The organism is Candidatus Accumulibacter aalborgensis (assembly GCF_900089955.1).
In the GTDB taxonomy this organism is placed as follows: Bacteria; Pseudomonadota; Gammaproteobacteria; order Burkholderiales; family Rhodocyclaceae; genus Accumulibacter; species Accumulibacter aalborgensis.
In genome coordinates this window covers 22,056-46,759 of sequence record NZ_FLQX01000152.1, presented here as the reverse complement: position 1 = coordinate 46,759, position 24,704 = coordinate 22,056, and the positions used below count along the sequence as shown (strand labels likewise).

Below are 24,704 nucleotides of genomic sequence, written 5' to 3'. Positions count from 1 at the left end.
ACCGGCGCGCCGACGACCCCGACCGCCCAAGCAGCCCTATCTGATGCCGATGGCGGCGTAGCGAGGGTGGCCGGAATGATGATCAAGGCCTTACTTCACGATGGGGGGGGCTGTCATCATCAGAGCCTCGCCACTCGTTTGTCATAGCAGCGTTAGGCCCAGGATTTTTGCCCGGATGGCGTCAATCCCAGGCGGCCCTCTTGCGCTTCATGCGCAAGCTGAATTTGGTCTTGTATTCCAACACCAGCGGAAACATGAGCGCCAAGAACTGTTCGGTTCGGCAACCCGTGCAGACGTGATGCACTCAATGCGTTTGCAACTATGTTGCATCTGGTGCCGGCGTGTGCCTAAATTCGCAGCCATGACGATAATCTGCTGGGTTTCGAGCGCGCGCCCAAGGGCGACAAGGAACTGGACAAGGTACGCCGCGCGGCAAGCCCGTTACGTCAGGCCGACAAGCTGTTCGTACCCACTCCAGGCGCTGGCTGCAAGCTGGCCAGCGTGAAACTGGGGTCAGCGGTCATTGACCCCGTGCTGCTCGGCGAAGCCCCTGTCGTCATGACTGCAGCGAAGGCCGCACTGGGCGACGATCAAGCGGGAACTGGCCGTGAGCACGCCGACCTGGATGGCGAATTCATCTTCCACTGCGCCCAACCTGCGGCGCTGCAGGGCCTGGAAGAGAGACTCTTTACCGCCTTCCCCGCCTACCAGCAAATCCGGGCGCAAGTGGTGACCGCCAAACGGCAATCTGCGGCCAAGCTCTCAGCCAAGGCCAACACATTGATCTGGCAGCCGTGAAAAGCGAAACGGTCGTCGATATCAAGGGACTGGTCTTTCGCTGGCCTCGTCAGAGCGCAGCTTGCCTGGATCTGCCCGAGCTGCGTCTGCAGCGTGGCGAGCATGCCTTCCTGCATGGACCGAGCGGCTGCGGCAAGAGCACCCTGCTGAGCCTGATCGGTGGCGTGCTGGTGCCCGCCAGCGGAAGCATTGATCTCCTGGGCCATCTCGATCTGGCCCGCGACTTGTGGCTGCGTCCGGCCACTGATCTGTCGGTGGGTCAGCAGCAGCGCGTGGCAGCAGCACGCGCCCTGATCGGGCATCCCGAACTGCTGACTGCCGACGAACCCACTTCCGCGCTCGATGCCGAGCGACAGGAAGCATTTCTCGATCTGCTCCTGCATGAGGCGAACGCTGCCGGTTCGACAGTACTTTTCGTCAGTCACGACCGCCGCCGGAGGTGTTAGATGCGCTATCTGATCGCGCTCGCCTTGCGCAGTGCCTGGAATCGGCGCTACACACTGAGCTTTACGCTGCTCTCCATCGCCCTCGCCACGACCTTGCTGGTCGGCGTCGAGCGCCTCCGCCACGACGTCCGCGAGAGCTTCTCGCAATCGGTTTCCGGAACGGATCTGGTGGTCGGTGCGCGCTCCAGTCCAGTTGATGCTCTATGCGGTCTTCCGGATCGGCGAAGCCAGCCAGAATATGCGTTGGACGTCGGCGCAAAAAATCTCCCGTCATCCAGCCGTGGCGTGGACCATCCCGCTCTCGCTGGGCGACTCCCATCATGGCTTTCCGGTCCTCGGCACCTCCCTTGACTACTTCACGCACTTTCGCTACGGCGATCGGCAGCTCTTGCGCCTGCAGGCCGGGAAGCCCTTCGAAGGCGTCTTCGACGCGGTTCTTGGCGCCGAGGTGGCCAGGCGGCTGGGCTATCGCCTCGGACAAAAGATCGTCCTGACGCATGGCAGCGGCGCGCTCGAAGGTGCCGCCCATGGCGACAAGCCTTTCTTTGTCGTCGGTATCCTGGCGCCCACCGGCACGCCCGTCGATCGCACCGTGCACATCAGCCTGGCCGGCATGGAGGCTGTTCATCTCGATTGGCAGGGCGGCGCCCCGGTGCCGGGCTTTTCGATCCCGCCCGAACTGGTCAGGAAGTTCGATCTCGCTGCCAAAAGCATTACCGTCCAACTCGTCGGCCTGAAACAGCGTGGTGATGTCTTTGCCATGCAGCGGGCCATCGCGGATGATGTCGATGAACCGCTGATGGGCGTGATGCCCGGCGTGGCGCTGGATCAGCTCTGGGAAGTCGTGGGGCAGGGTGAGCAGGCGCTGCTGCTGGTTTCGTGGCTGGTTGCCCTGGTTGGGCTGGGTGGTCTGGTGGCCGTGATCCTCGCCAGCCTCGATGCTCGCCGGCGCGAATTGGCGATCCTGCGCTCGGTTGGAGCTCGTCCGCGAGAACTGCTGGTGTTGCTTGCCCTTGAAGGCGTTGCGGTCACCGTCGGTGGAATTCTGTCCGGCGTCGCTCAACGGCGCAGCCATCCGCATCGCCGGTTTTGCCATTCCCCTCGAACGCGTCAAGGGCGAAGTGCGCGAGTTTCTGCTCGTGCCCTACTTCGGCGCCTGCATTCACGTTCCGCCGCCGCCGGCCAACCAGATCATTTACGTGGTCTCCGACAAGCCGCTCAAGGACGTGCAGACCATGGACGCGATATGGGTCAGCGGTCTTCTGAACGTCGCCGCCGGCGACAGCTCGTGGGGGCGCTCAGCCGATCGCATGCAAGTCAATGCGATTGCATCGTATTCTTGGCCAGCTAGCAAGTAAGCTGGCCAGACGGAACCTTGGTCGACGGTGTGCACTGAGAGATTGCCGGCGGCGCGGGCCGATTGGCTGTGAATGTCGGCTGGGCGGTGATTCAGATCGGGTTGTCGATGTCGACGAATTGACAGTCGATGCCGAAACGCAGGGCCAGGTGTTCGGCGAGCGCTTGAACGCCGTAGCGTTCGCTGGCGTGGTGGCCAGCGGCGATGTAGGCGACGCCCGACTCGCGCGCCAGATGGACCGTCTGTTCGGAGATTTCGCCGCTCAGGTAGAGGTCGACGCCGAGTGTGATGGCCTGTTCGAACAGCCCCTGTGCCGCACCGGAACACCAGGCGACGCGACTGACGACGCGCTCTCGGTCGCCGATGGTCAGCGGCACGCGCTGCAGTTCGCCGGCGACTTTCCCGGCGACATCGGAGAGGGTGGTCGGGCTCTCCAGTCGCCCTAGCCAGCCAAGGTCCTGCTCGCCAAAGCGACCATCGGCCAGCCAGCCGAGTTTCCCGGCGAGCTGCGCGTTGTTGCCGAATTCCGGATGGTTGTCGAGCGGCAGATGATAGGCGATGAGGTTGATGTCCTGCTTGAGCAGGGTCTGCAAACGCGCCTTGCGCAGCCCGGTGACGCGACCGTCTTCGCCGCGCCAGAACCACCCGTGGTGGACGAGGATGGCATCGGCGCCCCGTTCGACGGCGGCATCGAGCAGTGCCTGACAGGCTGTGACGCCAGCGACCAGGCGCTGGACATCAGTCCGTCCTTCCACTTGCAGGCCGTTTGGGCAATAATCCCGCAAACGCCCTGCTTCCAGCAGATTGTCCAGGTAGCCGATCAGTTCTTCGCGTTTCATTCACTTGCTCCGGTTTTGCCCATGCGCAGGCTCTGGCTGATTTTTGCACAAACGGTGACGATTGGTCTCGCCGTTCTTTTCGTCGTCAGCACGCTCAAACCCGAGTGGCTGGGCAAGCAGCCGCTGTTTGGCGCCAGCGTTGTCGCCGTGCAGCAGTCGGCACAGCCGGCCACCCCGACAGTCGCCGCCACTTCCTTTCGCGCGGCGGCGAAGAAGGCCCTCCCTTCGGTAGTGCATATCTTCACCTCGCAGAAAAGCAAGACGCGCCGTCATCCTCTGCTTGACGACCCGGTCTTCCGTCATTTCTTTGGTGACGGCGCCGACAGCGACGGTCCGCGGACCTCCGGGCTCGGTTCGGGAGTCATTGTCAGCCCCAACGGCTATATTCTCACGAACTTTCACGTCGTTGAAGGGGCTGACCAGATCGAGATCGCCCTTGCCGACGGCCGCAACCTGAATGCCCGCGTGGTTGGCAGCGATCCAGAGTCCGACCTTGCCGTGCTGCAGATCAGCGAGCAGAACGGCAAGGAGTTGAGCCTTCAGGCGATTACGCTGGGCAAAATGGACGACGTCGCCGTCGGTGACGTCACTCTGGCCATCGGCAATCCTTTCGGTTTCGGTCAGACGGTTACCATGGGCATCATCTCCGCGCTCGGTCGCTCGCATCTGGGGCTCAATGCCTTCGAGAACTTCATCCAGACCGATGCGGCGATCAACCCCGGCAATTCGGGAGGCGCACTGGTCGATGGCCAGGGTAACCTGATCGGCATCAATACGGCCATCTACTCGCGCCCGGGCGGTCCGGGCGGTTCGAGCGGCTCGGGTGGGTCGCTCGGGATCGGTTTCGCCATTCCGATCTCGATTGCCAAGAACGTCATGGAACAGATCATCCAGACCGGTGGCGTGACGCGTGGCTGGATCGGTGTCGAGGCGCAGGAAATTTCGGTAGACCTGGCCGAGTCTTTCGGCCTGCCGGATACCAACGGGGCCCTGATCGCCGGCGTGCTGCGCGGCAGTCCCGCCGATGCGGGCGGGATCAAGCCGGGAGACATCCTGCTGGCGGTCGACGGCAGGGCGGTCAAGGATCCGCAGGGCATGCTCGATCTGATTGCCAACCAGAAGCCTGGCGATACGGCAAGTTTCAGGTTGCGCCGCCAGAACAAGGTCATCGACACCGCGGTCAGAATCGGCAAGCGAGCGCCGCCGCGCCGCGAGCGCGAGTAGTCGGGGGAGGCCAGGCATGTGCCAACTGCTGGGCATGAACTGCAATGTGCCGACCGACATCTGCTTTTCATTCGCCGGTTTTCAGGCGCGCGGTGGCGCAACCGACGTTCATGCCGACGGCTGGGGAATTGCTTTTTTTGAAGGTCGTGGTACGCGGCTGTTCCTCGACCCGAGACCATCGTGCGTGTCGCCGGTCGCCGAACTGGTGCGCAGCTATCCGATCCATTCGAAGAACGTCGTCGCGCACATTCGCAAGGCCACCCAGGGCGTTGTCGCGCTCGAGAACACCCACCCTTTCATGCGTGAGCTGTGGGGACGCTACTGGATCTTCGCGCACAACGGCAATCTGCCCGACTTCTCTCCCGAGCTCGACGGCAGCTTCACGCCTGTCGGCCAAACCGACAGCGAACACGCCTTCTGCTGGCTGCTGCAGAACCTGCGGCAGCGCTTCGGCAGTCAGGCGCCCGCCCGGACGCTGCTGTTTCAGGCGCTGCATGAACTGACCACCGATCTCGGCGCGCGCGGCGCTTGCAACTATCTGCTGTCGAACGGCGATTGTCTTTTCGCTCACTGTTCGACCCAGCTCACGTACATCGTTCGCCAGGCCCCGTTCGCCATGGCACACTTGCGCGATCAGGATCTGAGCATCGACTTCAGCGCCGTGACGACGCTGGAAGATCGTGTCGCCGTGATTGCCACAGTTCCGCTGACCGACAACGAGCGCTGGACGACGATGCCCAACGGCAGCCTGTGGCTATTCGAAGAGGGAGCGCCGGTTGGCCATGAGATGACCGTTGCCGGGCCGCAGAAGACGCTTGCCTGACCGGATTGCCACGCTACCGGTGCCAATGGGCTATCAAGGCATCGAAGTCGAAAACGGCAAGCCGATCAAGATGTGGACGCAAGGTGTTCCGCTTGAGGACGAAGCCCGCAAGCAGTTGATCAACACGGCCAGAATGCCATTCATCTACCGGCACCCTGCCGTGATGCCCGATGTGCAGATCAGCGGGTCAGGCGCCGGGTTTCCTGTCGTCGCTCTGTCTGTCGGCGAGATCGGTAATCGCCTGGTCCATTTCTTCGCTAGACATCGGCGTCCAGTCGGCCGCCGGCGTCGGGGCGGCAGCGGCAGCAAGCTGATCGCCGGGTGCGACAGGAGTTGCTGAGCGTCGGTGGACGAAACGCGCCAGAAACAGCCCCGCCTCAAACAGGAGGCATAGGGGAATGGCCATCATCAGTTGCGAAATCACGTCTGGCGGTGTAAAGATGGCTCCGACGACGAACGCACCGACAATCACGTAGGGGCGCCATTCCCTGAGTTTGGCCAGATCGACGACGCCAACGTAGACCAGCACCACCACCACGACCGGCACCTCGAAGGTGATGCCAAAGGCCATGAAGCTGGTGATCACGAAGGAGAGGTACTTTTCGATGTCGGTCATCCAGGCGACGCCCTCGGGCGCCACTTTGGACATGAAGCCGAACACGGTCGGAAAGACCAGGAAATAGGCGAAGGCCATGCCGACAAAGAACAGCAGGACGCTGGCTGCGACCAGGGGCAGCGCCAGTCGCTTCTCGTGCGCATAGAGACCCGGCGCGACAAAGGCCCAGGCCTGATAGAGCACGTACGGCAGAGCGATCAGGAAAGCGACCATCAGCGCCACTTTCATCGGCACCAGGAAAACGCCGACCACATCGGTGGCGATCATCTGGCCGCCTTGCGGCAGCGTCGCCAGCAAAGGTTGCGCCAGCAGCGCATAGAGTTCCTTGGCCCAGGGGAAAAGGCAGACGAAGACGATGCCGATGGCCACCAGCGCCCGGATCAGACGGTTACGCAACTCGACGAGGTGTGAGAGAAAGGAGTCCTCGGGCAGGTTCATTGCTTGCCCATTGGCTCAGACCGTCCGCGTCGGGTGGTCGGGTCCAGCGACCGTCGCCGCCGCACCGGCGGCTGGCAGAGGAGGATTGCCCGCGGTGCCTGCGGCTGGTTGCGGCGGCGGGACACCACCACCCGCCACTGTTGCTTGCAGCTCGTCCGTGGCCGCTTGTGCGGTCTGTCTGACCGCCTGGATTTCGCTCGCCAGGCTGTGCTCGGCGCTGCGGGCCGACTGCTCGATCTCGGCCTGCAGTTTCTTCAGTTCATCGAGCTGGATTTCGCGGTTGATGTCGGACTTCACGTCGCTGACGTAACGCTGCAGGCGCCCAAGCAGGAGCCCCGCAGTACGCGCCACCTTGGGCAGCCGCTCAGGGCCAATCACCACCAGTGCCACGATGGCGATGACGATCATCTCGGAAAAGCCGATATCAAACATGGGTGGCTGCTTGCCGTGCCCAGGCTACCCGCACCTCGCTTAGCTCCTGGTCTTTTCTCTGACCTCGCCCTCAATCGTCTGCCCAGCGTTCACTTGCGGTGGAGGGGAGGAAGGGGGAGCCGCACCTTCAGCGGGTTTATCCTCGGCGGTTGCATCATGGATGCCGTCTTTGAATCCCTTGACCGCACCACCGAGATCGCGGCCCAGATTAGTCAGCTTCTTGGTGCCGAAAAGCAACAGGACGATGATCAGAACGATCAACCAGTGCCAGATGCTGAAAGAACCCATGTCAGGCCTCCGTTAAGGTGAAATCCGGCAGCATGCTTGCGCCGGCTGTACCACGTGCCGCGCGCCGACTGTGGCCGGCCGTTCCCGTCAGATGCGCTTGAGCATCGGCCCGACCGGTTCCGGTCCGCCGACGATGTGCGCGTGCAGGTGCTGTACTTCCTGATGGCCGATACGTCCGGTGTTGATGATCACCCGGAAGCCGTCCGGGCTACCCTGTTCGGCCGCCAGACGGTTGGCGATGGCGAGCATCCTGCCGAGAACGGGGATATCGGTCTCGGTCACCGTCGCCAGCGACGTGATGTGACGCTTCGGAATGACCAGCAGATGGACCGGACGAGCCGGGTTGATGTCGTGAAAGACCAGGATTTCGTCGTCTTCATGAACCTTGCGCGCCGGAATCTCGCCGCGGGCGACCTTGCAGAACAGGCAGCTTTCCATGCTCAGGGCTTCTTCCGTGATCTCTTCTCGTCGATGCCCGAGACGCCTTCTCGCCGGCGCATCTCCTGCAGCACGTCCTCGATGGTCATGTCATAGAAGGCAAGCAGGACCATGGTGTGATAGAGGACGTCAGCCGATTCCCAGACCACGTGCAGGCGATTGCCTTCCTTGCCAGCCATGATCAGTTCGGCCGACTCCTCGCCGATCTTCTTCAGGATCGCGTCTGGCCCGTTGGCCATCAAGCGTGCCGTGTAGGAAGTCTCCGGGTCAGCCTTGCGGCGCTCAAGCAATGTTTCCGAGATCCGGTGCAGCATATCCATGTTCATTTGCCGTAGATGTCCTTGGGGTCCTTGAGCACCGGGTCGACCACAACCCAGGAGTCCCCCTTCAGTTGATGGAAAAAACAGCTCTCGCGGCCGGTGTGGCAGGCGATACCGCCCACCTGGTCGATCGACAGCAGGAGCGCATCGCCGTCGCAATCGGCGCGGATAGCAAGCACCCGTTGCTCGTGGCCCGATTCTTCGCCCTTCCGCCACAGCCGCTGGCGTGATCGCGACCAGTATACCGCGGTCCCACCGTCAACCGTCGCCTGGAGTGATTGCCGGTTCATGAAGGCGAACATCAGCACCCGGCCGCTGCTGGCGTCCTGCGCTATGGCTGGAATCATACCGTGCTGGTCCCACTTCAGGGCGTTTAGCCACGGCCGAGCCGGGTCCAGATCGCTCACAGGCGGACCTCGATGCCACGCTCACGCAGGTATTCCTTGGCTTCGCGTACCGTATATTCCGAAAAATGGAAGATGCTTGCCGCCAGAACAGCGTCGGCATGCCCTTCGCAGACGCCCTCGGCAAGATGTTGCAGATTGCCGACACCACCGCTGGCAATCACCGGAATGTCGACGGCATCGGACACCGCTCGCGTCAACGGCAGATCGAAGCCGTTGCGAGTGCCGTCGCGATCCATGCTGGTGAGCAGGATCTCACCGGCGCCGAGTTGTTGAACGCGGCGAGCCCAGGCGATGGCGTCGATGCCGGTATTCCTGCGTCCGCCGTGGGTGAACACCTGCCACGCACCCGGCGCTACCTGCTTGGCGTCGATGGCCACGACAATGCACTGGTTGCCGACTTTGGCCGACGCGTCGGCAACGAGGTCCGGATTCTCGACGGCCGCGGTGTTCATGCTCACCTTGTCGGCGCCGGCATTGAGTAGGCGCCGCACATCGGCGACCGAGCGCACGCCGCCGCCGACGGTCAGCGGGATGAAGACCTGCGCCGCACAGGCCTCGACGATGTGCAGGATGATCTCCCGCTGATCCGATGACGCCGTGATGTCCAGGAAAGTGACTTCGTCAGCCCCCTGTTCGTCATAGCGGCGGGCAATTTCCACGGGGTCGCCGGCATCGCGCAGGTCAATGAAGTTGGTGCCCTTGACGACGCGACCGGCGGTCACGTCAAGACAGGGAATGATCCGCTTGGCCAGGCCCAAAGTCAGTCAGTACCCAGGTCCCGCCCGTCGGAGGCGGTCACGCGATCATGATTTGCTTGCACGGTCGGCCTCGTTCTGTGCCCGAGAAAAATCGAGCGAGCCATCGTAGATCGCTCGGCCGGCAATGGCGGCGCTGATGCCCTCCTGTTCGACGGCGCAAAGCTGCCGGATATCGTCGAGGCTCGATAGCCCGCCACTGGCGATGACTGGAATCAGCAGCGCCTGAGCGAGCTTCACCGTAGCCTCGATGTTGATCCCCGAGAGCATGCCATCACGGCCAATGTCGGTGTAGACGATGGCTTCGACGCCGTAGTCCTCGTACTTCTTGGCCAGGTCTACGACATCGTGCCCGGTCATTTTTGACCAGCCATCAACGGCCACCTTGCCGTCCCGGGCATCGAGGCCGACGATGATATGGCCGGGGAAAGCGCCGCAGGCATCGTGCAGGAAACCGGGATTCTTGACCGCGGCGGTACCGATGATCACGTAACTGACGCCGTCGTCGAGGCAGCGCTCGATGGTATCGAGATCGCGGATACCGCCGCCGAGTTGCACGGGAATGTCATCGCCAACGGCTTGCACGATTTCCTTGATCGCCCGCTCGTTTTTTGGCTTACCGGCAAAAGCGCCGTCGAGATCGACCACGTGCAGGCGGCGCGCTCCCTGGGCGAGCCAATGGCGAGCCTGGTCGCCTGGCGAACTGGAGAAGACAGTCACCTGGTCCATGAGGCCCTGTTTGAGACGGACGCACTGTCCCTCTTTCAGGTCAATCGCGGGAATGATCAGCATATCGAAAGTATCAATGAGAGAAGTCGAAACGATGAAAAGACTGGCCCTGGTTCAGGGCTTCCAGGCGACAAAATTGGCCAGCATGGCGAGCCCGGCCAGGGCGCTTTTTTCCGGGTGGCACTGAATGGCGAAGATATTATCCCGCGCGACCGCGCTGGTAAAGGGGATCCCATGATCGGTCGTGCCGACCACGCAGGCAGCATCGGCCGGGACGACGAAATAACTATGGACGAAATAGAAGCGCGCACCGTCAGCAATGCCCCTCCACAGAAAATGTTCCCGGTTGTGCCACACTTCGTTCCAGCCCATGTGCGGCACCTTGAGCCGGTTGCCTGCAGCGTCGAACATGCGCTGCGCCGGAAAGCGGCGGACATCCCCATCGATCACGCCAAGTCCCGGAACATTGCCTTCCTCACTATGTTCGAAGAGCATCTGCTGGCCGATGCAAATGCCGAGAAAGGGCTTGTTTCTGGCCGCATCGAGGACCGCAGCGCGCAGGCCGCGCACCTCGATCTCGCGCATGCAGTCGGGCATCGCACCCTGGCCGGGGAAGACCACACGTTCGGCAGCAGCAAGTACCGCCGGATCAGCCGAGACGATCACCTGACGACCATCGGCCACGTGCACCAGCGCCTGCCAGACCGAACGCAGGTTGCCCATGCCGTAATCGACGACGACGATGGCTCCCTGACCATGAAAGTCGCGCGAGCGACTCACGAATCTCCCCTCTCCCGCGCGCGCGGGAGAGGGGTCGGGGGTGAGGGAAACGGTCATGACTTCACTATCGGGGGTGTCTTGAGGGTCATGACCGTTGGACACCTCATCCGGCGCCATCAGAGCGATCCCTTGGTCGACGGAATGCTGCCGGCAGCGCGTGCGTCGACCTCCACTGCCATGCGCAGCGCGCGGCCGAAAGCCTTGAACACCGTTTCCGCCTGATGGTGTGCGTTGTCGCCGCGCAGGTTATCGATGTGCAGCGACAGCAGCGCGTGATTGGCCAGGCCCTGGAAGAACTCGTGCACCAGATCGACATCGAAAGCGCCAATCATCGCGCGCCGGAAGTCGACATGAAACTCGAGCCCCGGCCGCCCCGAGAGATCGACGACGACCCTTGACAGTGCCTCGTCAAGAGGTACGTAGGCGTGCCCGTAACGACGCAGGCCCTTTTTGTCGCCAAGCGCACTGGCCAGCGCCTGGCCGAAGGTGATACCGATATCCTCGACCGTATGGTGCGCATCGATATGCAGGTCACCGCTCGCTTCAACCGCGAGGTCGATCAGTCCGTGGCGGGAAATCTGCTCAAGCATGTGATCGAGGAAGGGGACGCCCGTGGCGAAGCTGCCCTGGCCGCTGCCATCGAGGTCGAGACGAACCGTGATCCGGGTTTCGAGCGTATTCCTGGAAACTTCTGCTTGCCGCATCGCGAGTCCATCGCAGGGTGAGGAAAAAACCTGTTGGCCAGGGGCAACGCTTCGGCCTGATGCTGCGAACGGCTGAAGATCATCAGCCCATGGACCGACAGACACGCATGATACCATCTCAAGCTTCCCGTGCACCCGCCAGAAGCCCTTTCATGAGCCAATACTGGAGTTTCCTCGTTAACCGTCTGACGCCCTACGTTCCCGGCGAACAGCCGAAGCTGCCGAAGTTGGTCAAGCTGAACACCAACGAAAATCCCTATCCGCCGTCACCGCATGTCGTCGCCGCGATCGCTGACGAACTTGCCGACGGCGGCCAGTTGCTGCGCCTTTACCCGGACCCGAACGCGGACCGCCTCAAGGAGGCGATCGCCGCCCGCTACGCCGGCTTCGGCATTACGGCGCAGCAGGTTTTTGTCGGTAACGGGTCCGACGAGGTGCTGGCGCACGTTTTCATGGCCCTGCTCAAGCATGAACGGCCGATCCTCTTTCCGGATATCACCTACAGCTTCTACCCGGTCTATTGCGGCCTGCACGACGTGGCCTGGGAGACCGTTCCGCTGGACGAACATTTCCAGATCCGGATTGACGACTACGCCCGCCCGAATGGCGGCATCATCTTCCCGAATCCCAATGCGCCAACCGGTTGCCGGCTGCCGTTGGAGGCTATCGAGCGCCTGCTCATGGCGCATGGCCAGTCAGTCGTGGTTGTCGACGAAGCTTACGTGGACTTCGGCGGCGAAGCTGGTGATGAGTGTGGCGCCGAGGGTGGCAACGAGTCTGGCAACCACTCGGCGATTGCGCTGGTCAATCGCCATCCGAACCTGCTCGTCGTGCACACCCTTTCCAAGTCGCGTTCGCTGGCCGGGCTGCGGGTTGGCTACGCGGTCGGCGACAGCGACCTGATCGAGGCGCTCGAACGAGTCAAGAACAGCTTCAACTCGTATCCGCTCGACCGGCTGGCGATTGCCGGCGCCGTCGCCGCGATGGCCGACGAAGAGCATTTTGAAACGACCCGGCAAGCGATCATCAAGAGCCGCGAGGCACTGCGCAGCGCGCTGCTGGCGCTTGCTTTCGAGGTCCTGCCGTCGGCCGCCAACTTCATTTTTGTTCGTCATCCGCAGCGTGACGCCGGTGATCTCGCCGCCGCGCTACGGAGCCGCGGCATCATCGTTCGCCATTTCCGGCTGCCACGCATCGACCAGCATCTGCGCATCACCATCGGCACCGATGAGCAATGTGCGCTTCTGGTCGAGGCGCTGCGCGAGATCCTGGCCTGACGGTGACGCGCAGCTCCTTGCGGGCCAGTCGCCAAGGTTGGGGTGACGAACGAACCCCAACACCCCAGCGTGGAGATTGTGTTGGGGTTCCTATCGTCTATTCGATAGTGGAAGCCCAGTCGCTTGCCATGCATACGGCTGTGCCGTACAATCCAAGACATGCATACGGTAGCCGAAACAGAAATCTTCCAGCGCTACGCCGACCAAATATGGGGCGATGCAGAGCGTGTGGAGTTCATCAACTGGATTGCCGCCAATCCTCTGTCCGGGGATGTCATCGCAGGATCGGGCGGCTGCCGCAAGGTGCGATGGAGCCGCGCCGGAATGGGAAAGCAAGGCGGAGCAAGGGTGATTTACTTCAATGCGACTGATGGCAGAATCTGGTTGATCATCGCTTACGCAAAGGCGAAGTTTGACAACCTGCCGTCCGATTTCATCGCCAAACTCAAAGCTGAGGTGGAACATGGATAAGGAAATGGAGCAGTTCCAGAACGATCTGCTGGAATCAGTACGCCAAATGAAGGGAGGAAAAGCGGCCCGCGAAACCCATGTGGACATATCTCCCGTTGCCGAGGCGCGCTACCGTGCGGGCCTGTCGCAATCTCAATTTGCAGCCCTCATGGGGGTGTCGCCGCGCACCCTGCAGGATTGGGAGCAAGGACGGAGAACTCCTTCCGGTGCAGCGCAAACGCTGCTGCGAGTGGCGGAAAAGCACCCGGAAGTGCTGCGGGAACTGGCATTGTAGCGTTCATGATAAACGCATATTTCGGCCCATGCGCTCCGATTGTGCCTGCGCAAAGCCAGCGTCGTCCATCTAGGCCAGTGGCAAATGCCGAATTGCTTGTCGGATGCCCCGATTGCTTATCCCACGTTAGACGCCAGAACGTACCATGACTCTTGACGAAAATGCTCTACGAAGGACTGAGACCTTGGTTGTCGAATTGAACAGCCAGACGGATCGAGGCGCGGCCATCATTGGCGTAGCGTGGGTCGAGGAGGAGTTACAGTCAGCGATAGAGTCATTCCTTGAGCAGGACAAAAAGGCATGGGACCGGCTGTTTGGGCGTAGTGGGGCACTTGGCACCTTGTCTGCGAAGATTGGCCTCACTCGTTTGCTCGGCATGTGCAGCAAGACTATTGCCTCCGATCTGCCTATTCTCAGAGACGTTCGCAATGAATTTGCCCACATCGTTGCTGCCAGAGACCACAGCGGCTTAACCTTCAACTCTCCTCACATCGCTGACAAGTGTCTCGCACTGAAGTGCGTTGCTCACGAGTCAATTGCTGACCCACGGCGCGCGTTTGTCCGCGCCTGCGCAATTCTCAACGCCGATTTCTATCTCCATAGATTCTTCGGTCAGAAGGTGTCATCTGGTGGTTTGATCCATGCAAAGATTGAAACGGGCGTCTAACATGCCGCATCAACACGGACAGCCCGTCTGATCTGCTCGTTGGAGAGGTTCAGGCCCATCAGGTCAAAGTAGCAGCGATATTTTCGGCGCGACGGCTGGGCCGTGTCATAACCTTGCCTGGTCACTTCGGACGACGCACAATGCGGGCAGCGCACTCCCTCCGGCCAGCACCGTTCGCGCACTTCGTCGTAACACTTGGCATCGTCCAGCAAGTTCTGAAGGTGGAACATCGGGCCACATCCTCAAGACATAACAACCCAAAATCCTATCGGAATGTTCGCTTGCCCGCGCGCAGATCCTCAACCGTCCGAAACGCATACAGAGCCAATACGCTTACGCTGATGGCAGCAGATACCGGCAAAAGCTAGGCCTAAGAGGGCGAGTATGTTAGGTTCGGGTACTGGAATTCGGTACGACTCAAATGCTATTCTACCTTGGTCGCTAATCCCGGAGGGGAAGATACCGGCTAGCTGGCCGGTGGTGACGTCAAAGCTCAAGATGTACCCGGCGCGTGCTCCGAATATCGGACCCGCCTCAACTCTAACGAAGACAAGTAGCCCAACCAACAGCAAAACAAGCCTGAGGTATGACAAAAAATTTCTCCTTTGAATGATAATGCCATTAGTGGTCGTTGGGGTGAAGAACGAACCCCAACATTTCACAGGGCGGGAATCACGTTGGGGTTCCGGCGTCACACCAACCGACGGGCCTTCAGCTGTCGACGCGATATTCGGCCGAGCGGGCGTGCGCCGGCAGGCCCTCGCCGTAGGCCAGGGTTGCGGCGATCCGGCCGAGGACCCTTGATCCAGCCTGCGACACGCGAATCAGGCTGGTCCGCTTCTGGAAGTCGTACACCCCGAGCGGTGACGAGAAGCGCGCGCTGCCGGAAGTCGGCAGAACGTGGTTCGGCCCGGCGCAGTAGTCACCCAGCGACTCAGAGGTGTAGCGGCCAATGAAGATCGCGCCGGCGTGCTGAATCTTGGCCACCCAGTCTTCGGCATCGAGCAGTGACAACTCGAGGTGTTCCGGCGCGATGCGGTTGGCGATGCAGCAAGCCTCATCCAGATCGCGCACCTCGATCAGAGCGCCGCGGTCTTCCAGCGCGGCACGGATGACCTGGCGGCGCGGCATTGTTGGCAGGAGCTTTTCCATGGCAGCAGCGACGCGCTCGATATAGGCGGAATCAGGACAGATCAGGATCGACTGCGCGAGTTCGTCGTGCTCGGCCTGCGAGAACAGATCCATCGCCACCCAGTCGGGGTCGGTATGACCATCGCAAATGACGAGGATCTCCGAAGGTCCGGCGACCATGTCGATACCGACGACGCCGAAGACGCGGCGTTTGGCGGCGGCCACGTAGGCGTTGCCGGGGCCGACGATCTTGTCCACCTGCGGCACGCTCTGCGTGCCATAGGCCAGCGCGGCAACTGCCTGTGCGCCGCCGATGGTGAACACGCGATCGACGCCAACCAGTGCGGCTGCGGCGAGGACCAGCGGGTTGTGCTCGCCAGCGGGCGTCGGTACGACCATGATCAACTCGCCGACCCCGGCCACACGCGCCGGAATCGCGTTCATCAGCACCGATGACGGGTACGACGCCTTGCCGCCGGGAACGTAGAGGCCGACGCGATCGATCGCCGTCACCTTCTGGCCGAGCATCGTGCCGCACGCGTCTTCGCCGTCGTCCTCATAGTGCCAGCTTTGTAGTGTCTGCCGCTGGTGGTAGTTGCGCACGCGGCCGGCAGCGGCTTCCAGGGCCTGCCGCTGGTCTGACAGTAGACCGGCCAGCGCTGCCTGCAGCTCGTTCTGCGAGACTTCCAGCTCGGCCATCGAGTCGACGCTCAGGCCATCGAAACGCCGCGTGTACTCGATCACCGCCGCGTCGCCGCGCGCCTTCACGTCCGACAGGATGGCGGCGACGGTTCGCTCGACCGACTCGTCCTGCGCCGCCTCGAAAGCCAGCAGGGAATTCAGACGCGCGGTGAAATCAGCGTCGGCGGTCGATAAGCGCTTGATCCTGATCATTGGCGCACGACGTCGGCAATGGCATCGAGAATCGGCACCAGAAGCTCGCGCTTCAACTTGAGCGCCGCCTGATTGACGATCAGGCGCGACGAAATGTCCATGATGTGTTCGACGGCGATCAGATTGTTGGCTTTCAGCGTGCTGCCGGTGGACACCAGGTCGACGATGGCGTCGGCGAGTCCGGCCAGCGGCGCCAGTTCCATCGAGCCGTAGAGCTTGATCAGGTCGACATGCACGCCCTTGGCGGCAAAGTGTTCGCGGGCAATATTGACGTACTTGCTCGCCACCTTCAGGCGAGCGCCCTGGCGCACCGCATTCGCGTAGTCGAAACCGGCGGGAACGGCGACCATCATCCGGCACCGGGCGATGTCCAGGTCGATCGGCTGGTAGAGACCGTCACTGCCGTGTTCGAGCAGAATATCCTTGCCGGCGACGCCGAGATCGGCGGCGCCATACTGGACGTAGGTCGGCGCGTCGGTGGCGCGGACGATGACGACGCGCACATCGTCACGGCTGGTCGGGATGATCAGCCGGCGCGAGGTCTCGGGATCCTCGAGCGGCTCAATGCCGGCTGCCGCCAGCAGAGGCATCGTTTCTTCAAAAATCCGGCCCTTCGAGAGAGCGATGGTGATGCCGTTCACGGCGAGCTTCCAGCGTGGCAAAAGGTCGTATTCTACCGTACGATCTTCCCCAGGCGGCTTAGCGCACAGCATTTAGCGTTCGTCCTCAAATCGCGTATTATTCGCGCGCGGCAGCCCAACGGGCCAAAAGGCTGATGGAAAAGCAAGAAGTATGCAGCGCAAACGGTCACCTACCGGCAGGGTAGGGTCGTGGCCTTCGGCGGCACCAGGGGCCATTTGGATTTTCAGCTACCGCAGACAATGGAGGAGCCTTTATGGATCACACCACCCCTTATCTCAACCTCTTGTTGATTCTGTTGTTCGTCGCCGGCAACGCTTTTTTTGTCGGTTCGGAAATTGCCATTTCCTCGGCCCGTCGTAGCCGGATCAAGCAGTTGGCAGAGGAGGGTGACAAGCGGGCGGCAAGGGTCGAGATGCTGCACAACGAGCCAGAGCGCTTCTACTCGGTGACCCAGGTGGGCATCACGCTGGTCTCCCTCGGTCTCGGTGCCGTCGGCATGGAGACGATCAGTAACCTGACGGATTCGAGCTTTGTGCGCCTCTTTACCTTGTTCGGCGACACCGAAGCGGTGCACAAGGCAGCGCATACCGTATCCTATGTCTTCGCTTTTATCGCCATTTCCTTCCTGCATGTGGTCGCCGGCGAACTGGCGCCGAAGGTGCTGGCCTTCCACAAGGCCGAGCAATTGAGCCTGGCCGTTGGCGGGACGATCAACGTCCTGTACCTCACCTTCCGACCACTGATCTACGTCATGAAGCTCTCGTCGAACGGCCTGCTCTGGATTTTCGGGCAAAAGGATCTGCGCGGCCATGGGAAAAGCCACTTCACGATGTCGGTCGAGGAAATCCGCATGATTCTCTCGGCCAGCGAGAAGGACGGAACGATCGACCCCGACGAAACACAGATGATCCGCGGGGTGTTCAAACTCGACGAACACACGGTCCGCGAGGCAATGATCCCGCGCACGCGGATTCGCGCACTGACGGAGGAAAGCACGCTTGCCGATGCCCTACGCGTCTTCCGCGACGTGCCGCACGCGCGTTTTCCGGTCTGCGACGTGAGTCTGGACCGGATCACTGGCGTGGTGGCGATCAAGGAGTTGCTGACCGTGATGGCGGAAAGCAGTGGCGAGACGCTCGAAGAGGTCAGTCGGCGACCGGTGCGCGAGTTCGCGCAAGCGCCATTTATCGTTCCGAACAGCAAGTTACTGAGCGACCTGCTCAAGGAATTCAAGCGCACTCGTCAGCAGATGGCGATCGTCATAGACGAGTATGGCGGCACCGAAGGAATCATCACGCTCGAAGACATCCTCGAGGAAATCGTCGGCGACTACGAGGACGAGTTCACGCGCCAGGCAAGGCGAGTGAAGAAGCTGATTGGCAGTCAGTACGAGGTTGACGCGTCGATGCGGGTCTCCGACCTTGAAGCCTTGATGGGCTTCCCGTTCCCGATCGACGATGACTACGTCACGCTGGCCGGACTGTTCTACAAGAAGCACGGTAGCGTGCCGATGGTCGGCGATACCGTCGAACTGGAAGGAGGGCGACTGACGGTGCTCGAGATGGATAACCACCGGATCACCCTGCTTAGGTTTGAAGACACGGCGATGGGAGAGGACGGGGTCGTTCGCCTGGTCGAAAACTCGTCGGCGGCGGATCTCAACGCGCCGCCCGAGGAAAATTCAGCATCCTGAAGGAAGGGATGCTGCAGGAAGAACCCCGCTATGCCTTTCGCTACGCCTTTCCTGGACAGGAATGCAGCACAGGGCGGGCGGCACAAACGCGACGCGTTATTTGCACTGAACCGCGTGCTGCATTCGCCTCGCCGTGACCTCGAATTGCCAGGTATCCAGATTTGGGTCGGTGACCAGAGAGCCTGGGTATAGGTAAATGTTCCCGTAACCATCGAAGTCCCTGCCTAAGGCACCCTGAATCCGGCCTTTCCGGTTGCAGGTCAGCCAGAATTTGCCTTGTGCCGAGATGTCCCCACGGCCGAAATTGACGATCACCGAGCCGAGGACGGGGTCGACGTCCCAGGTTTTGTTCTCCTTGGTCACGAAAGCGAAGGAGAAATCTTCCGGCGCGGGCGCCGAGAGCGTTGCCGTGACGACGAACATTTTTCGGTCCGCTTCGGTCCATGCCCGCCGCGGTGGCCCTGGCCATTTCAGATCATACGATTTGCCGTCCTCCGGCACGAAATCCGCCGCGATCAACTTCACGACGATGTCCTGCCCAGTCGGCGTCCCCTGCGCCAGACTCCAACCTGCATAGGATGTCAGACACAGCGCCAGCAGTAAAGATCGTTTCATTACCGTCTCCAGATTGTTGCCGGCACCGAACGCACGTGAGCAGCGAAGAGTCGTCGCGCGTCCAGCGGCGTTGATGACTCGCTCTACTCGAAGTGATAGACCATCGTCGCGATGGCGAAGTAATTGAGCACCCCGAGCACGTCGACCGCAGTGGTCACGAACGGGCCCGTGGCAATCGCCGGGTCGACCTTGAGCCGGTGGAAGATCATCGGCAGCATCACGGCCAGCAGCGCCGCACCGGTCATGTTGCCGACGATGGTGAAACCCACCACCTGCGCGAGGGCGAAGCTGTGGTGGACAAAATACCCGAACAGAGCCAGAGCCAGCCCATAGAGAAGGCCGAGGATCAGGCCGACGCGTAGCTCCTTGTACAGGAAACGTCCGGTATGACTCAGATCGATCTGTCCCGTGGCCAGGCCGCGCACTGCCACGGTCGCTGACTGGACGCCGACGTTGCCGGCCATGCCCATGATCACCGGCAGGAATGCGCTCAGTGTCACCACCTTGGCCAGGATGCCTTCGTAATGCTCGATGACGCCGGTCGCGGCCAGTCCGCCGCCGAATGCTGCCAACAGCCACGGCAGGCGAATACGGGCGATCCGGAACGGCGACTGGGTGAGAATCTCCGATTCGCTGGTACCGGCCATGCGCAGCATTTCTTTGGTCGTCTCGCTGTGAATGACATCGAGGACATTGTCTACGGTGACGGCGCCGACCAGTTTGCCGTCCTGGTCCGTCACCGGCAGGGCGAGCAGATTGTGCTTGTCGACCAGGCGTGCGACAGCTTCCTGTGAGGTGTCCGTCGTCACCTTGATCGGGCGAGGATTCATCAGATCCAGCAACTTCGTCTTCACCGGGGCCAGGAGCAACTGCCGGAGTGAGATGACCCCTTCAAGGCGCCCGGCCAGCCCGGTGACGTAAAGGTAGAAAACAGTATCCTCTTCCTCGCGCTGGCGGATGGCCATGATGGCGTCTTCCACCGGGGTGTCCAGGGGCAGCGAGAAAATATCGCTGGTCATGATGCCGCCGGCGGTATCCGGCGCATGGCGCAGCAGGTTCTCGACGTCTTCCAGATCGTCCTTGGGCAGGATCTTCAGCAGTCTGTCGCGTTGATCTTCGTTCAGCGACCCGAGCAGGTCGGTCAAGGCTTCGGGAGTCAGGTACAGCACCAGTTCGGAGAGGATTTGCGGCGGCAACTCCTTCAGCAGGTGTTCGCGTAGGTCGGGTGAAATCTGCCTCAGCACCTCGGCGGCCATCTCCTTTTCCTGGATGTCGGCGAAAACCCCGGCGACATGGCTAAGCGACAGGGCTTCGAGAATTCCGACCAAGTCCTCGGGCGCCATCTTGGCGAGCATTCTCTTCAGCGAGCGATGCGCGCTGTAGTCATACAGGCGACTGATCGTCTCAACGAGTAACCTGTCCTTCGTATGCTCGTCACCTTCCGGCTTGGCAGGATTCACGTCGACATCTATATGCATAGCCAGTCTCCATAAAATGCCTGGAACTACCCTCCGTATCTGGTCCGGGGGAAGCAAGCTCTTCCAGGGAAAGGCGCATTATAAACATACGCCAAGCGAATCGCGAAAGACCTGACCGCGTGATAAACCCAAACTCGGTGCCATGGGGCGATGCAAAAGCGTCGAAACCCACAGCAACTTGCCAAGGGCATGGAATCGGACGGCCGTATCCTGCGGCGCATACGGATCGCGGAGCCTCGATTGTTCCTCCCGCTTCCTGTCCGGACAGCAGAAGAGCAGCGAGACAGCCAAGCACGGGTTGAAGGACCTGGATCTCGCTCCGGGAACGGTCACATGACTGCAATATTCGACTTGTATAGTCTCTGGACCGGGGTCCTGGCACCCCACCACCAGACTTCCAGGTATCCCCGCAATGACCACGCAAACCACGCAGCTCGCGCCTCGCCAGTTGGAGCGACTGGTAGCCCAACTCGGTGCTCTGCGCGACGGTGCCATCAAGCTGGAGAAGTCGTACGCCGCAGAGCTGGGAAGAATCGAGCCCAGCCGTCGCAACAGCGCGCGCAACTTCCTCCATTACCTCAGTATCCGCCAGCACGACATCCGCAGTCTCCAGGAGGATCTCGGTTCTCTGGGCTTGTCGTCGCTCGGAGTGCTCGAGCCGCATGCCATGTCGAGCCTCAACTCGGTCATGGCGATCCTGGAGCAACTCACCGACAGCGGCTTCGGCCCCGCGCCCGAGCCGCCGGTCGATTTCCACACTGGCCCCTTGCTATTGCGGGATCACGCCCGCGCATTGCTCGGACCGGAGCCCCGCGACCGCTTCGTGCGCATCATGGTCACCATGCCCAGCGAGGCGGCGTCGGACGCCCGGCTGGTGCACGATCTGCTGGTCGCCGGAATGGACGTGATGCGCATCAACTGTGCCCATGATGGCCCCGAAGTCTGGGCCGCGATGGTCGACAAGCTGCGCCGAGCCGAGCGGGAGGTCGGGCGAAGCTGCCGTATCCAGGCCGACCTGGCGGGGCCAAAACTGCGGACAGGTTCGATCCGTGCCAGCGGCAGAGTGATCAGGCTGGCCCCCAGGCGGGATGTTTTCGGTCGGCCGGTGGTCGCCGGGAGGGTCTGGCTGACGCCGGCGGAAGCTACCGTGCCGGCGCCCAAGGATGTTCGTTTCACCCTCAGGATCGAGGGTGGTCTGCTGGCGCAACTTGCGCCAGGTGACCTGGTCGGCTTTAGCGATGCCCGTGGTCAGGAGCATCAACTGAAGGTCACCGAGGCTGCTGGCGCGTGCTGGTTGGCCGAGATTGAGCGAACGGCCTATGTCGAAGACGGAACGGTGATCAGCGCAACCCGCGCGGGTAAACCGCTCGGAGAGGGTCGCATCGTCGGCGTTCCCGAGGTCATCAATCCCATCGCTCTGCTGCCGGGAGACCTCCTGATTCTGACCCGTGCCGACGAGCCGGGGGCTGAGGCCGAGCGTGATGCCGACGGCCGCGTGCTCAGACCGGCGCACATCCATTGCACTCTCGAGGCGGCATTCGAGCAGGCTGAGCCTGGGCAGAGCGTCTGGTTCGACGATGGCAAGATCGGTGGCGTCGTCAAGGAGAATGACGGCGAGCGGATCACGGTCAGGATCACCCAAACGGGGCCGGAGGGCGCCAAGCTGCGCGCCGAAAAGGGAATCAACTTCCCCGACACGGCGCTCAGTATGTCGGCGCTGACCGACAAGGACCTCAAAGACCTGCCGGAAGTTGTCAAGCTGGTCGACATGGTCGCCCTCTCTTTCGTGCGCGGGCCAGCGGACGTCGAGCGTTTGCACGACGAGCTCTACCGGCTGGGAGCAAGCCACCTGGGCGTGGTGCTCAAGATCGAGAACCGCCAGGCGTTCGAGAACCTGCCGCGCATCCTGCTGGCGGGCCTGCATTCGACGCCGGTCGGCGTGATGATCGCGCGTGGCGACCTGGCGGTCGAAGTGGGCTTCGAGCGGCTCTCGGAAGTGCAGCAGGAGATCCTCTGGCTGTGCGAAGCGGCGCACGTCCCGGTCATCTGGGCGACACAGATCCTGGAAGGCATGGCCAAGAAGGGGTCACCCTCGCGGGCTGAGGTCTCGGATGCCGCGATGAGCATCCTGGCTGAGTGCGCCATGCTCAACAAGGGCCCCAACATCGTCGACACCGTCCGCTTCCTGAATGGCATCATTGGGCGCATGGACCAGCACTTCGTCAAACAGCAGCCCACGCTGCGCAAGCTCTCGGTCGCCCAACTCAAGGAGGCATGATCGCTGTGGGCGGCCAGCGAATGGAACCTGCCGACCTTCCCCACGACTTCGATTTCGATCCGCGTTACGGCTACGACCTGGAGGCTTTGCACAAAGTTGAGGCGCCGCTGCCGCCGGACGATTTCGTCGCCTTCTGGCAGGCTCTTTGCCGCGATGCGCGGGCCGTCCAGCCGCTGCCGGTCAGTCGCGAGATCCACAGTCCCGTGGCCGACCTGCGCCTGTTCGAGATCGAGTTCACGTCTCGAGATTCCTGCCGCATTGGTGGCTGGCTTACCCTGCCACGCAGCGGACCGGTGAGGCGTGGCGTAGTCGTCGGTCACGGCTATGGTGGGCGCGATGGGCCGGACCTCAAGCTGCCGATGCGCGACGCCGCCGCCATTTTCCCCTGCGCCCGCGGCATGTCGCGCAGCGCCCATCCGCGGGTGCCGGCTGACGCCAACCGTCACGTCGTGTGCGGGATCCATGATCGCCGCAGCTATGTGCTCGGTGGCTGTGCCGCCGACACCGTCTGGTGCGCGGCTTCGGCACTCCATGAACTGGTGCCGGAAACGATGGCACGGCTAGATTACATGGGGATCAGCTTCGGCGGCGGCATCGGCGCGCTGGCGCTGCCCTGGGATGAGCGCTTTGCCAGCGGCCACCTCAACGTCCCGACCTTTGGAAACCATCCGCTGCGCCTGACCCTGCCCTGTGTCGGCAGTGGCGAAGCGATCCGCCACTACCACCGCCACTGCGGTGACGTGCTTGGCGTTCTGCGCTACTTCGACGCTGCTAGTGCTGCGCGTCATCTCCATATCCCGATGCACCTGGCCCCGGCGCTGTTCGATCCGGCCGTACCGCCCCCCGGCCAATTTGCGATCTGCAATGCCACTGCCGGACCCCGACAACTGTTCGTCCTGCAAGCCGGCCACTACGAGCACGCGGGCAAGGCGGACGAGGACCAGCGCCTGCTGGTATCGTTGATCGCTTTCTTCCAGTAGTCCAGCGGGGCAGTCACCGTCACGGAAGCTTCACCGTTCTTTCATCTCGCCGCAAAGGCCGGGTTGTATCGTCAGTCCCTGTGTCAAGCCTTTGCAGTTACTGACGGAGCGGCCAGATGAACAGAGAATATTGCAGGTGGTACAGCCCGCATCTCGAGCGAGATATGGAACTGCTGATCTTCGGCCACGGCGGTGCGAAGGTGCTGGTCTTCCCGACCCGCTGCGCACGCTTTCACGAATACGAGGATCTGGGACTGGTAAGCGAATTGCGCGACAAGCTCGAGCACGGCCACCTTCAGCTCTTCTGCCTCGACAGCGTTGACGCCGAGACCTTCTATTGCTCCTGGTGCCATCCAGGCGACCGGGTGCGCCGTCACCTGCAATACGAAAGGTATGTCCTCCACGAAGTCCTGCCGCTGATGGCGCAGAAGAATACCCATCCCTGCACCATTGCGCATGGTTGCAGCTTCGGCGCCTACCATGCGGCCAACATGGCGTTTCGCCATCCGCATCTCTTCCGCAAAGTGGTCGCCTTGAGCGGGCGCTACGATCTGACCGCAGCCGTCGAGCATTTCCGTGATCTGCTCGACGGCCACTACGAGGACGCCGTCTATTTCAACACCCCCAGCCATTTCATTCCCAACCTGAACGACGTGCACGCTCTGGAGCACCTACGGCGGTTGGAGGTGGTGATGGCGGTTGGCGAGTCCGACCCGTTTCGGGCCAACAACCACCAGATCAGCACGGCCCTATGGGCCAAGGGCGTTTGGCACGCGCTGCATATCTGGGAGGGCCGCGCCCACAGCGCATCCCATTGGCGCAGGATGGTGCCGCTCTACGTCTGAACGTTGAAGGCGCGCGGCACGAGGCCTTGTCTTCGCTGGCCGCGCTCGCGCTAGGCAGTGCGCAG

The 24,704-nt window shown here is 62.0% G+C and carries 30 protein-coding genes and 2 pseudogenes; 15 read left to right on the top strand and 17 right to left on the bottom strand.

The genetic code is table 11. The features are described from left to right. Positions 1-351 precede the first annotated feature (351 nt). The 4 genes and pseudogenes from ACCAA_RS19440 to ACCAA_RS19425 all read left to right on the top strand — a co-directional run bounded on the left by ACCAA_RS19440 (position 352) and on the right by ACCAA_RS19425 (position 2,602). The gene (locus ACCAA_RS19440; protein ID WP_186408909.1) at positions 352-798 is read left to right on the top strand and encodes a ZrgA family zinc uptake protein; all 447 of its coding nucleotides are present in this window, start codon (positions 352-354) and stop codon (positions 796-798) included. Beyond that, complete coding sequence (locus tag ACCAA_RS19435) at positions 795-1,244, top strand: ATP-binding cassette domain-containing protein (RefSeq protein WP_186408903.1); 450 nt, start codon at positions 795-797, stop codon at positions 1,242-1,244. Before ACCAA_RS19440 ends, ACCAA_RS19435 begins: the two co-directional genes overlap by 4 nt. After that, positions 1,245-2,301: pseudogene (locus ACCAA_RS22300) on the top strand (ABC transporter permease); the annotation flags it as partial. Continuing rightward, positions 2,183-2,602, top strand: coding sequence for a DUF3299 domain-containing protein (locus tag ACCAA_RS19425; RefSeq protein WP_186408901.1), 420 nt, complete (start codon positions 2,183-2,185; stop codon positions 2,600-2,602). The pseudogene ACCAA_RS22300 and the gene ACCAA_RS19425, both read left to right, overlap by 119 nt. A gap of 91 nt (positions 2,603-2,693) precedes the next feature. Here ACCAA_RS19425 and ACCAA_RS19420 read toward each other — a convergent pair whose 3' ends face one another. Continuing rightward, on the bottom strand, positions 2,694-3,440 hold the full coding sequence (locus ACCAA_RS19420; RefSeq protein WP_186408900.1) for a Nif3-like dinuclear metal center hexameric protein: 747 nt from the start codon (positions 3,438-3,440) through the stop codon (positions 2,694-2,696). 21 nt (positions 3,441-3,461) lie between these two features. Between ACCAA_RS19420 and ACCAA_RS19415 the strand changes: the two genes are divergently transcribed. The 3 genes and pseudogenes from ACCAA_RS19415 to ACCAA_RS22295 all read left to right on the top strand — a co-directional run. Next, positions 3,462-4,664 (top strand): trypsin-like peptidase domain-containing protein, encoded by a 1,203-nt coding sequence (locus ACCAA_RS19415; protein ID WP_186408899.1) that lies wholly within the window; start codon positions 3,462-3,464, stop codon positions 4,662-4,664. 16 nt (positions 4,665-4,680) lie between these two features. Next, positions 4,681-5,487, top strand: a complete 807-nt coding sequence (locus ACCAA_RS19410; protein ID WP_186408898.1) for a class II glutamine amidotransferase — start codon at positions 4,681-4,683, stop codon at positions 5,485-5,487. A 25-nt stretch (positions 5,488-5,512) separates the two neighbouring features. Then, positions 5,513-5,719 (top strand): annotated as a pseudogene (locus ACCAA_RS22295) (RtcB family protein); the annotation flags it as partial. On the opposite strand, the gene tatC reads toward ACCAA_RS22295, so the two are convergent. The 10 genes from tatC to hisB form a co-directional block, all read right to left on the bottom strand. Then, positions 5,675-6,541 (bottom strand): twin-arginine translocase subunit TatC, encoded by an 867-nt coding sequence (gene tatC, locus ACCAA_RS19405; RefSeq protein ID WP_186408897.1) that lies wholly within the window; start codon positions 6,539-6,541, stop codon positions 5,675-5,677. The pseudogene ACCAA_RS22295 and the gene tatC overlap by 45 nt on opposite strands. Before the next feature lie 15 nt (positions 6,542-6,556). Continuing rightward, positions 6,557-6,973: a Sec-independent protein translocase protein TatB gene (gene tatB, locus ACCAA_RS19400; RefSeq protein ID WP_186408896.1), complete on the bottom strand. Its 417-nt coding sequence runs from the start codon at positions 6,971-6,973 to the stop codon at positions 6,557-6,559. A 39-nt stretch (positions 6,974-7,012) separates the two neighbouring features. Beyond that, positions 7,013-7,261 (bottom strand): Sec-independent protein translocase subunit TatA, encoded by a 249-nt coding sequence (tatA, locus tag ACCAA_RS19395; RefSeq protein ID WP_186408895.1) that lies wholly within the window; start codon positions 7,259-7,261, stop codon positions 7,013-7,015. 87 nt (positions 7,262-7,348) lie between these two features. Beyond that, positions 7,349-7,699, bottom strand: coding sequence for a histidine triad nucleotide-binding protein (locus ACCAA_RS19390; RefSeq protein ID WP_186408894.1), 351 nt, complete (start codon positions 7,697-7,699; stop codon positions 7,349-7,351). 2 nt (positions 7,700-7,701) lie between these two features. Further along, a complete protein-coding gene (locus ACCAA_RS19385) occupies positions 7,702-8,025 on the bottom strand; it encodes a phosphoribosyl-ATP diphosphatase (protein ID WP_186408893.1) in 324 nt (107 codons plus the stop codon). Then, positions 8,022-8,426 carry a phosphoribosyl-AMP cyclohydrolase gene (gene hisI / locus ACCAA_RS19380; RefSeq protein ID WP_186408892.1) on the bottom strand — a complete coding sequence of 135 codons (405 nt, stop codon included), beginning with the start codon at positions 8,424-8,426 and terminating at the stop codon, positions 8,022-8,024. The genes ACCAA_RS19385 and hisI overlap by 4 nt, the downstream gene beginning before the upstream one ends. Then, positions 8,423-9,184, bottom strand: a complete 762-nt coding sequence (gene hisF / locus ACCAA_RS19375; protein WP_186408891.1) for an imidazole glycerol phosphate synthase subunit HisF — start codon at positions 9,182-9,184, stop codon at positions 8,423-8,425. Before hisF ends, hisI begins: the two co-directional genes overlap by 4 nt. Positions 9,185-9,229: 45 nt before the next feature. Continuing rightward, positions 9,230-9,973, bottom strand: a complete 744-nt coding sequence (hisA, locus tag ACCAA_RS19370; RefSeq protein ID WP_186408890.1) for a 1-(5-phosphoribosyl)-5-[(5-phosphoribosylamino)methylideneamino]imidazole-4-carboxamide isomerase — start codon at positions 9,971-9,973, stop codon at positions 9,230-9,232. A 51-nt stretch (positions 9,974-10,024) separates the two neighbouring features. After that, on the bottom strand, positions 10,025-10,690 hold the full coding sequence (hisH, locus tag ACCAA_RS19365; RefSeq protein WP_281193216.1) for an imidazole glycerol phosphate synthase subunit HisH: 666 nt from the start codon (positions 10,688-10,690) through the stop codon (positions 10,025-10,027). Between the two features lie 116 nt (positions 10,691-10,806). Next, positions 10,807-11,394 carry an imidazoleglycerol-phosphate dehydratase HisB gene (gene hisB / locus ACCAA_RS19360; RefSeq protein WP_186408889.1) on the bottom strand — a complete coding sequence of 196 codons (588 nt, stop codon included), beginning with the start codon at positions 11,392-11,394 and terminating at the stop codon, positions 10,807-10,809. Between the two features lie 152 nt (positions 11,395-11,546). Here hisB and hisC point away from each other — a divergent pair, with 152 nt between their 5' ends. The 4 genes from hisC to ACCAA_RS19340 all read left to right on the top strand — a co-directional run bounded on the left by hisC (position 11,547) and on the right by ACCAA_RS19340 (position 14,083). Beyond that, positions 11,547-12,671 carry a histidinol-phosphate transaminase gene (gene hisC, locus ACCAA_RS19355; protein ID WP_186408888.1) on the top strand — a complete coding sequence of 375 codons (1,125 nt, stop codon included), beginning with the start codon at positions 11,547-11,549 and terminating at the stop codon, positions 12,669-12,671. Positions 12,672-12,830: 159 nt separating this feature from the next. Next, positions 12,831-13,142 carry a type II toxin-antitoxin system RelE/ParE family toxin gene (locus tag ACCAA_RS19350; RefSeq protein WP_186408887.1) on the top strand — a complete coding sequence of 104 codons (312 nt, stop codon included), beginning with the start codon at positions 12,831-12,833 and terminating at the stop codon, positions 13,140-13,142. Then, the gene (locus ACCAA_RS19345) at positions 13,135-13,416 is read left to right on the top strand and encodes a helix-turn-helix domain-containing protein (RefSeq protein ID WP_186408886.1); all 282 of its coding nucleotides are present in this window, start codon (positions 13,135-13,137) and stop codon (positions 13,414-13,416) included. The genes ACCAA_RS19350 and ACCAA_RS19345 overlap by 8 nt, the downstream gene beginning before the upstream one ends. 184 nt (positions 13,417-13,600) lie before the next feature. After that, the gene (locus ACCAA_RS19340; RefSeq protein ID WP_245754691.1) at positions 13,601-14,083 is read left to right on the top strand and encodes an MltR family transcriptional regulator; all 483 of its coding nucleotides are present in this window, start codon (positions 13,601-13,603) and stop codon (positions 14,081-14,083) included. On the opposite strand, the gene ACCAA_RS19335 is transcribed toward ACCAA_RS19340, so the two are convergent. The 4 genes from ACCAA_RS19335 to hisG form a co-directional block, all read right to left on the bottom strand. After that, positions 14,080-14,313, bottom strand: coding sequence for a transposase (locus tag ACCAA_RS19335; protein WP_186408884.1), 234 nt, complete (start codon positions 14,311-14,313; stop codon positions 14,080-14,082). The two genes, ACCAA_RS19340 and ACCAA_RS19335, sit on opposite strands and share 4 nt — an antisense overlap. A gap of 69 nt (positions 14,314-14,382) precedes the next feature. Beyond that, complete coding sequence (locus ACCAA_RS22795) at positions 14,383-14,745, bottom strand: PEP-CTERM sorting domain-containing protein (protein ID WP_425394505.1); 363 nt, start codon at positions 14,743-14,745, stop codon at positions 14,383-14,385. A 49-nt stretch (positions 14,746-14,794) separates the two neighbouring features. After that, the gene (hisD, locus tag ACCAA_RS19325) at positions 14,795-16,108 is read right to left on the bottom strand and encodes a histidinol dehydrogenase (protein WP_186408882.1); all 1,314 of its coding nucleotides are present in this window, start codon (positions 16,106-16,108) and stop codon (positions 14,795-14,797) included. After that, positions 16,105-16,749 (bottom strand): ATP phosphoribosyltransferase, encoded by a 645-nt coding sequence (gene hisG, locus ACCAA_RS19320; protein ID WP_186408881.1) that lies wholly within the window; start codon positions 16,747-16,749, stop codon positions 16,105-16,107. Before hisG ends, hisD begins: the two co-directional genes overlap by 4 nt. Positions 16,750-17,003: 254 nt before the next feature. Between hisG and ACCAA_RS19315 the strand changes: the two genes are divergently transcribed. Beyond that, a complete protein-coding gene (locus ACCAA_RS19315; RefSeq protein ID WP_186408880.1) occupies positions 17,004-18,443 on the top strand; it encodes a hemolysin family protein in 1,440 nt (479 codons plus the stop codon). 96 nt (positions 18,444-18,539) lie between these two features. Here the strand turns inward: ACCAA_RS19315 and ACCAA_RS19310 are convergent, their stop codons facing one another. Beyond that, entirely contained in the window at positions 18,540-19,058 is a 519-nt protein-coding gene (locus tag ACCAA_RS19310; RefSeq protein WP_186408879.1) for a hypothetical protein, read from the bottom strand. Between the two features lie 83 nt (positions 19,059-19,141). Beyond that, positions 19,142-20,536: a magnesium transporter gene (mgtE, locus tag ACCAA_RS19305; protein ID WP_186408878.1), complete on the bottom strand. Its 1,395-nt coding sequence runs from the start codon at positions 20,534-20,536 to the stop codon at positions 19,142-19,144. A 412-nt stretch (positions 20,537-20,948) separates the two neighbouring features. Between mgtE and ACCAA_RS19300 the strand changes: the two genes are divergently transcribed. From ACCAA_RS19300 to ACCAA_RS19290, 3 genes are all read left to right on the top strand, one after another. Next, positions 20,949-22,814, top strand: coding sequence for a pyruvate kinase (locus ACCAA_RS19300; protein WP_186408877.1), 1,866 nt, complete (start codon positions 20,949-20,951; stop codon positions 22,812-22,814). 20 nt (positions 22,815-22,834) lie between these two features. After that, a complete protein-coding gene (locus ACCAA_RS19295; RefSeq protein ID WP_245754690.1) occupies positions 22,835-23,794 on the top strand; it encodes an acetylxylan esterase in 960 nt (319 codons plus the stop codon). Positions 23,795-23,910: 116 nt separating this feature from the next. Then, on the top strand, positions 23,911-24,639 hold the full coding sequence (locus tag ACCAA_RS19290) for an esterase family protein (RefSeq protein ID WP_186408875.1): 729 nt from the start codon (positions 23,911-23,913) through the stop codon (positions 24,637-24,639). The last annotated feature ends 65 nt before the right edge of the window (positions 24,640-24,704 follow it).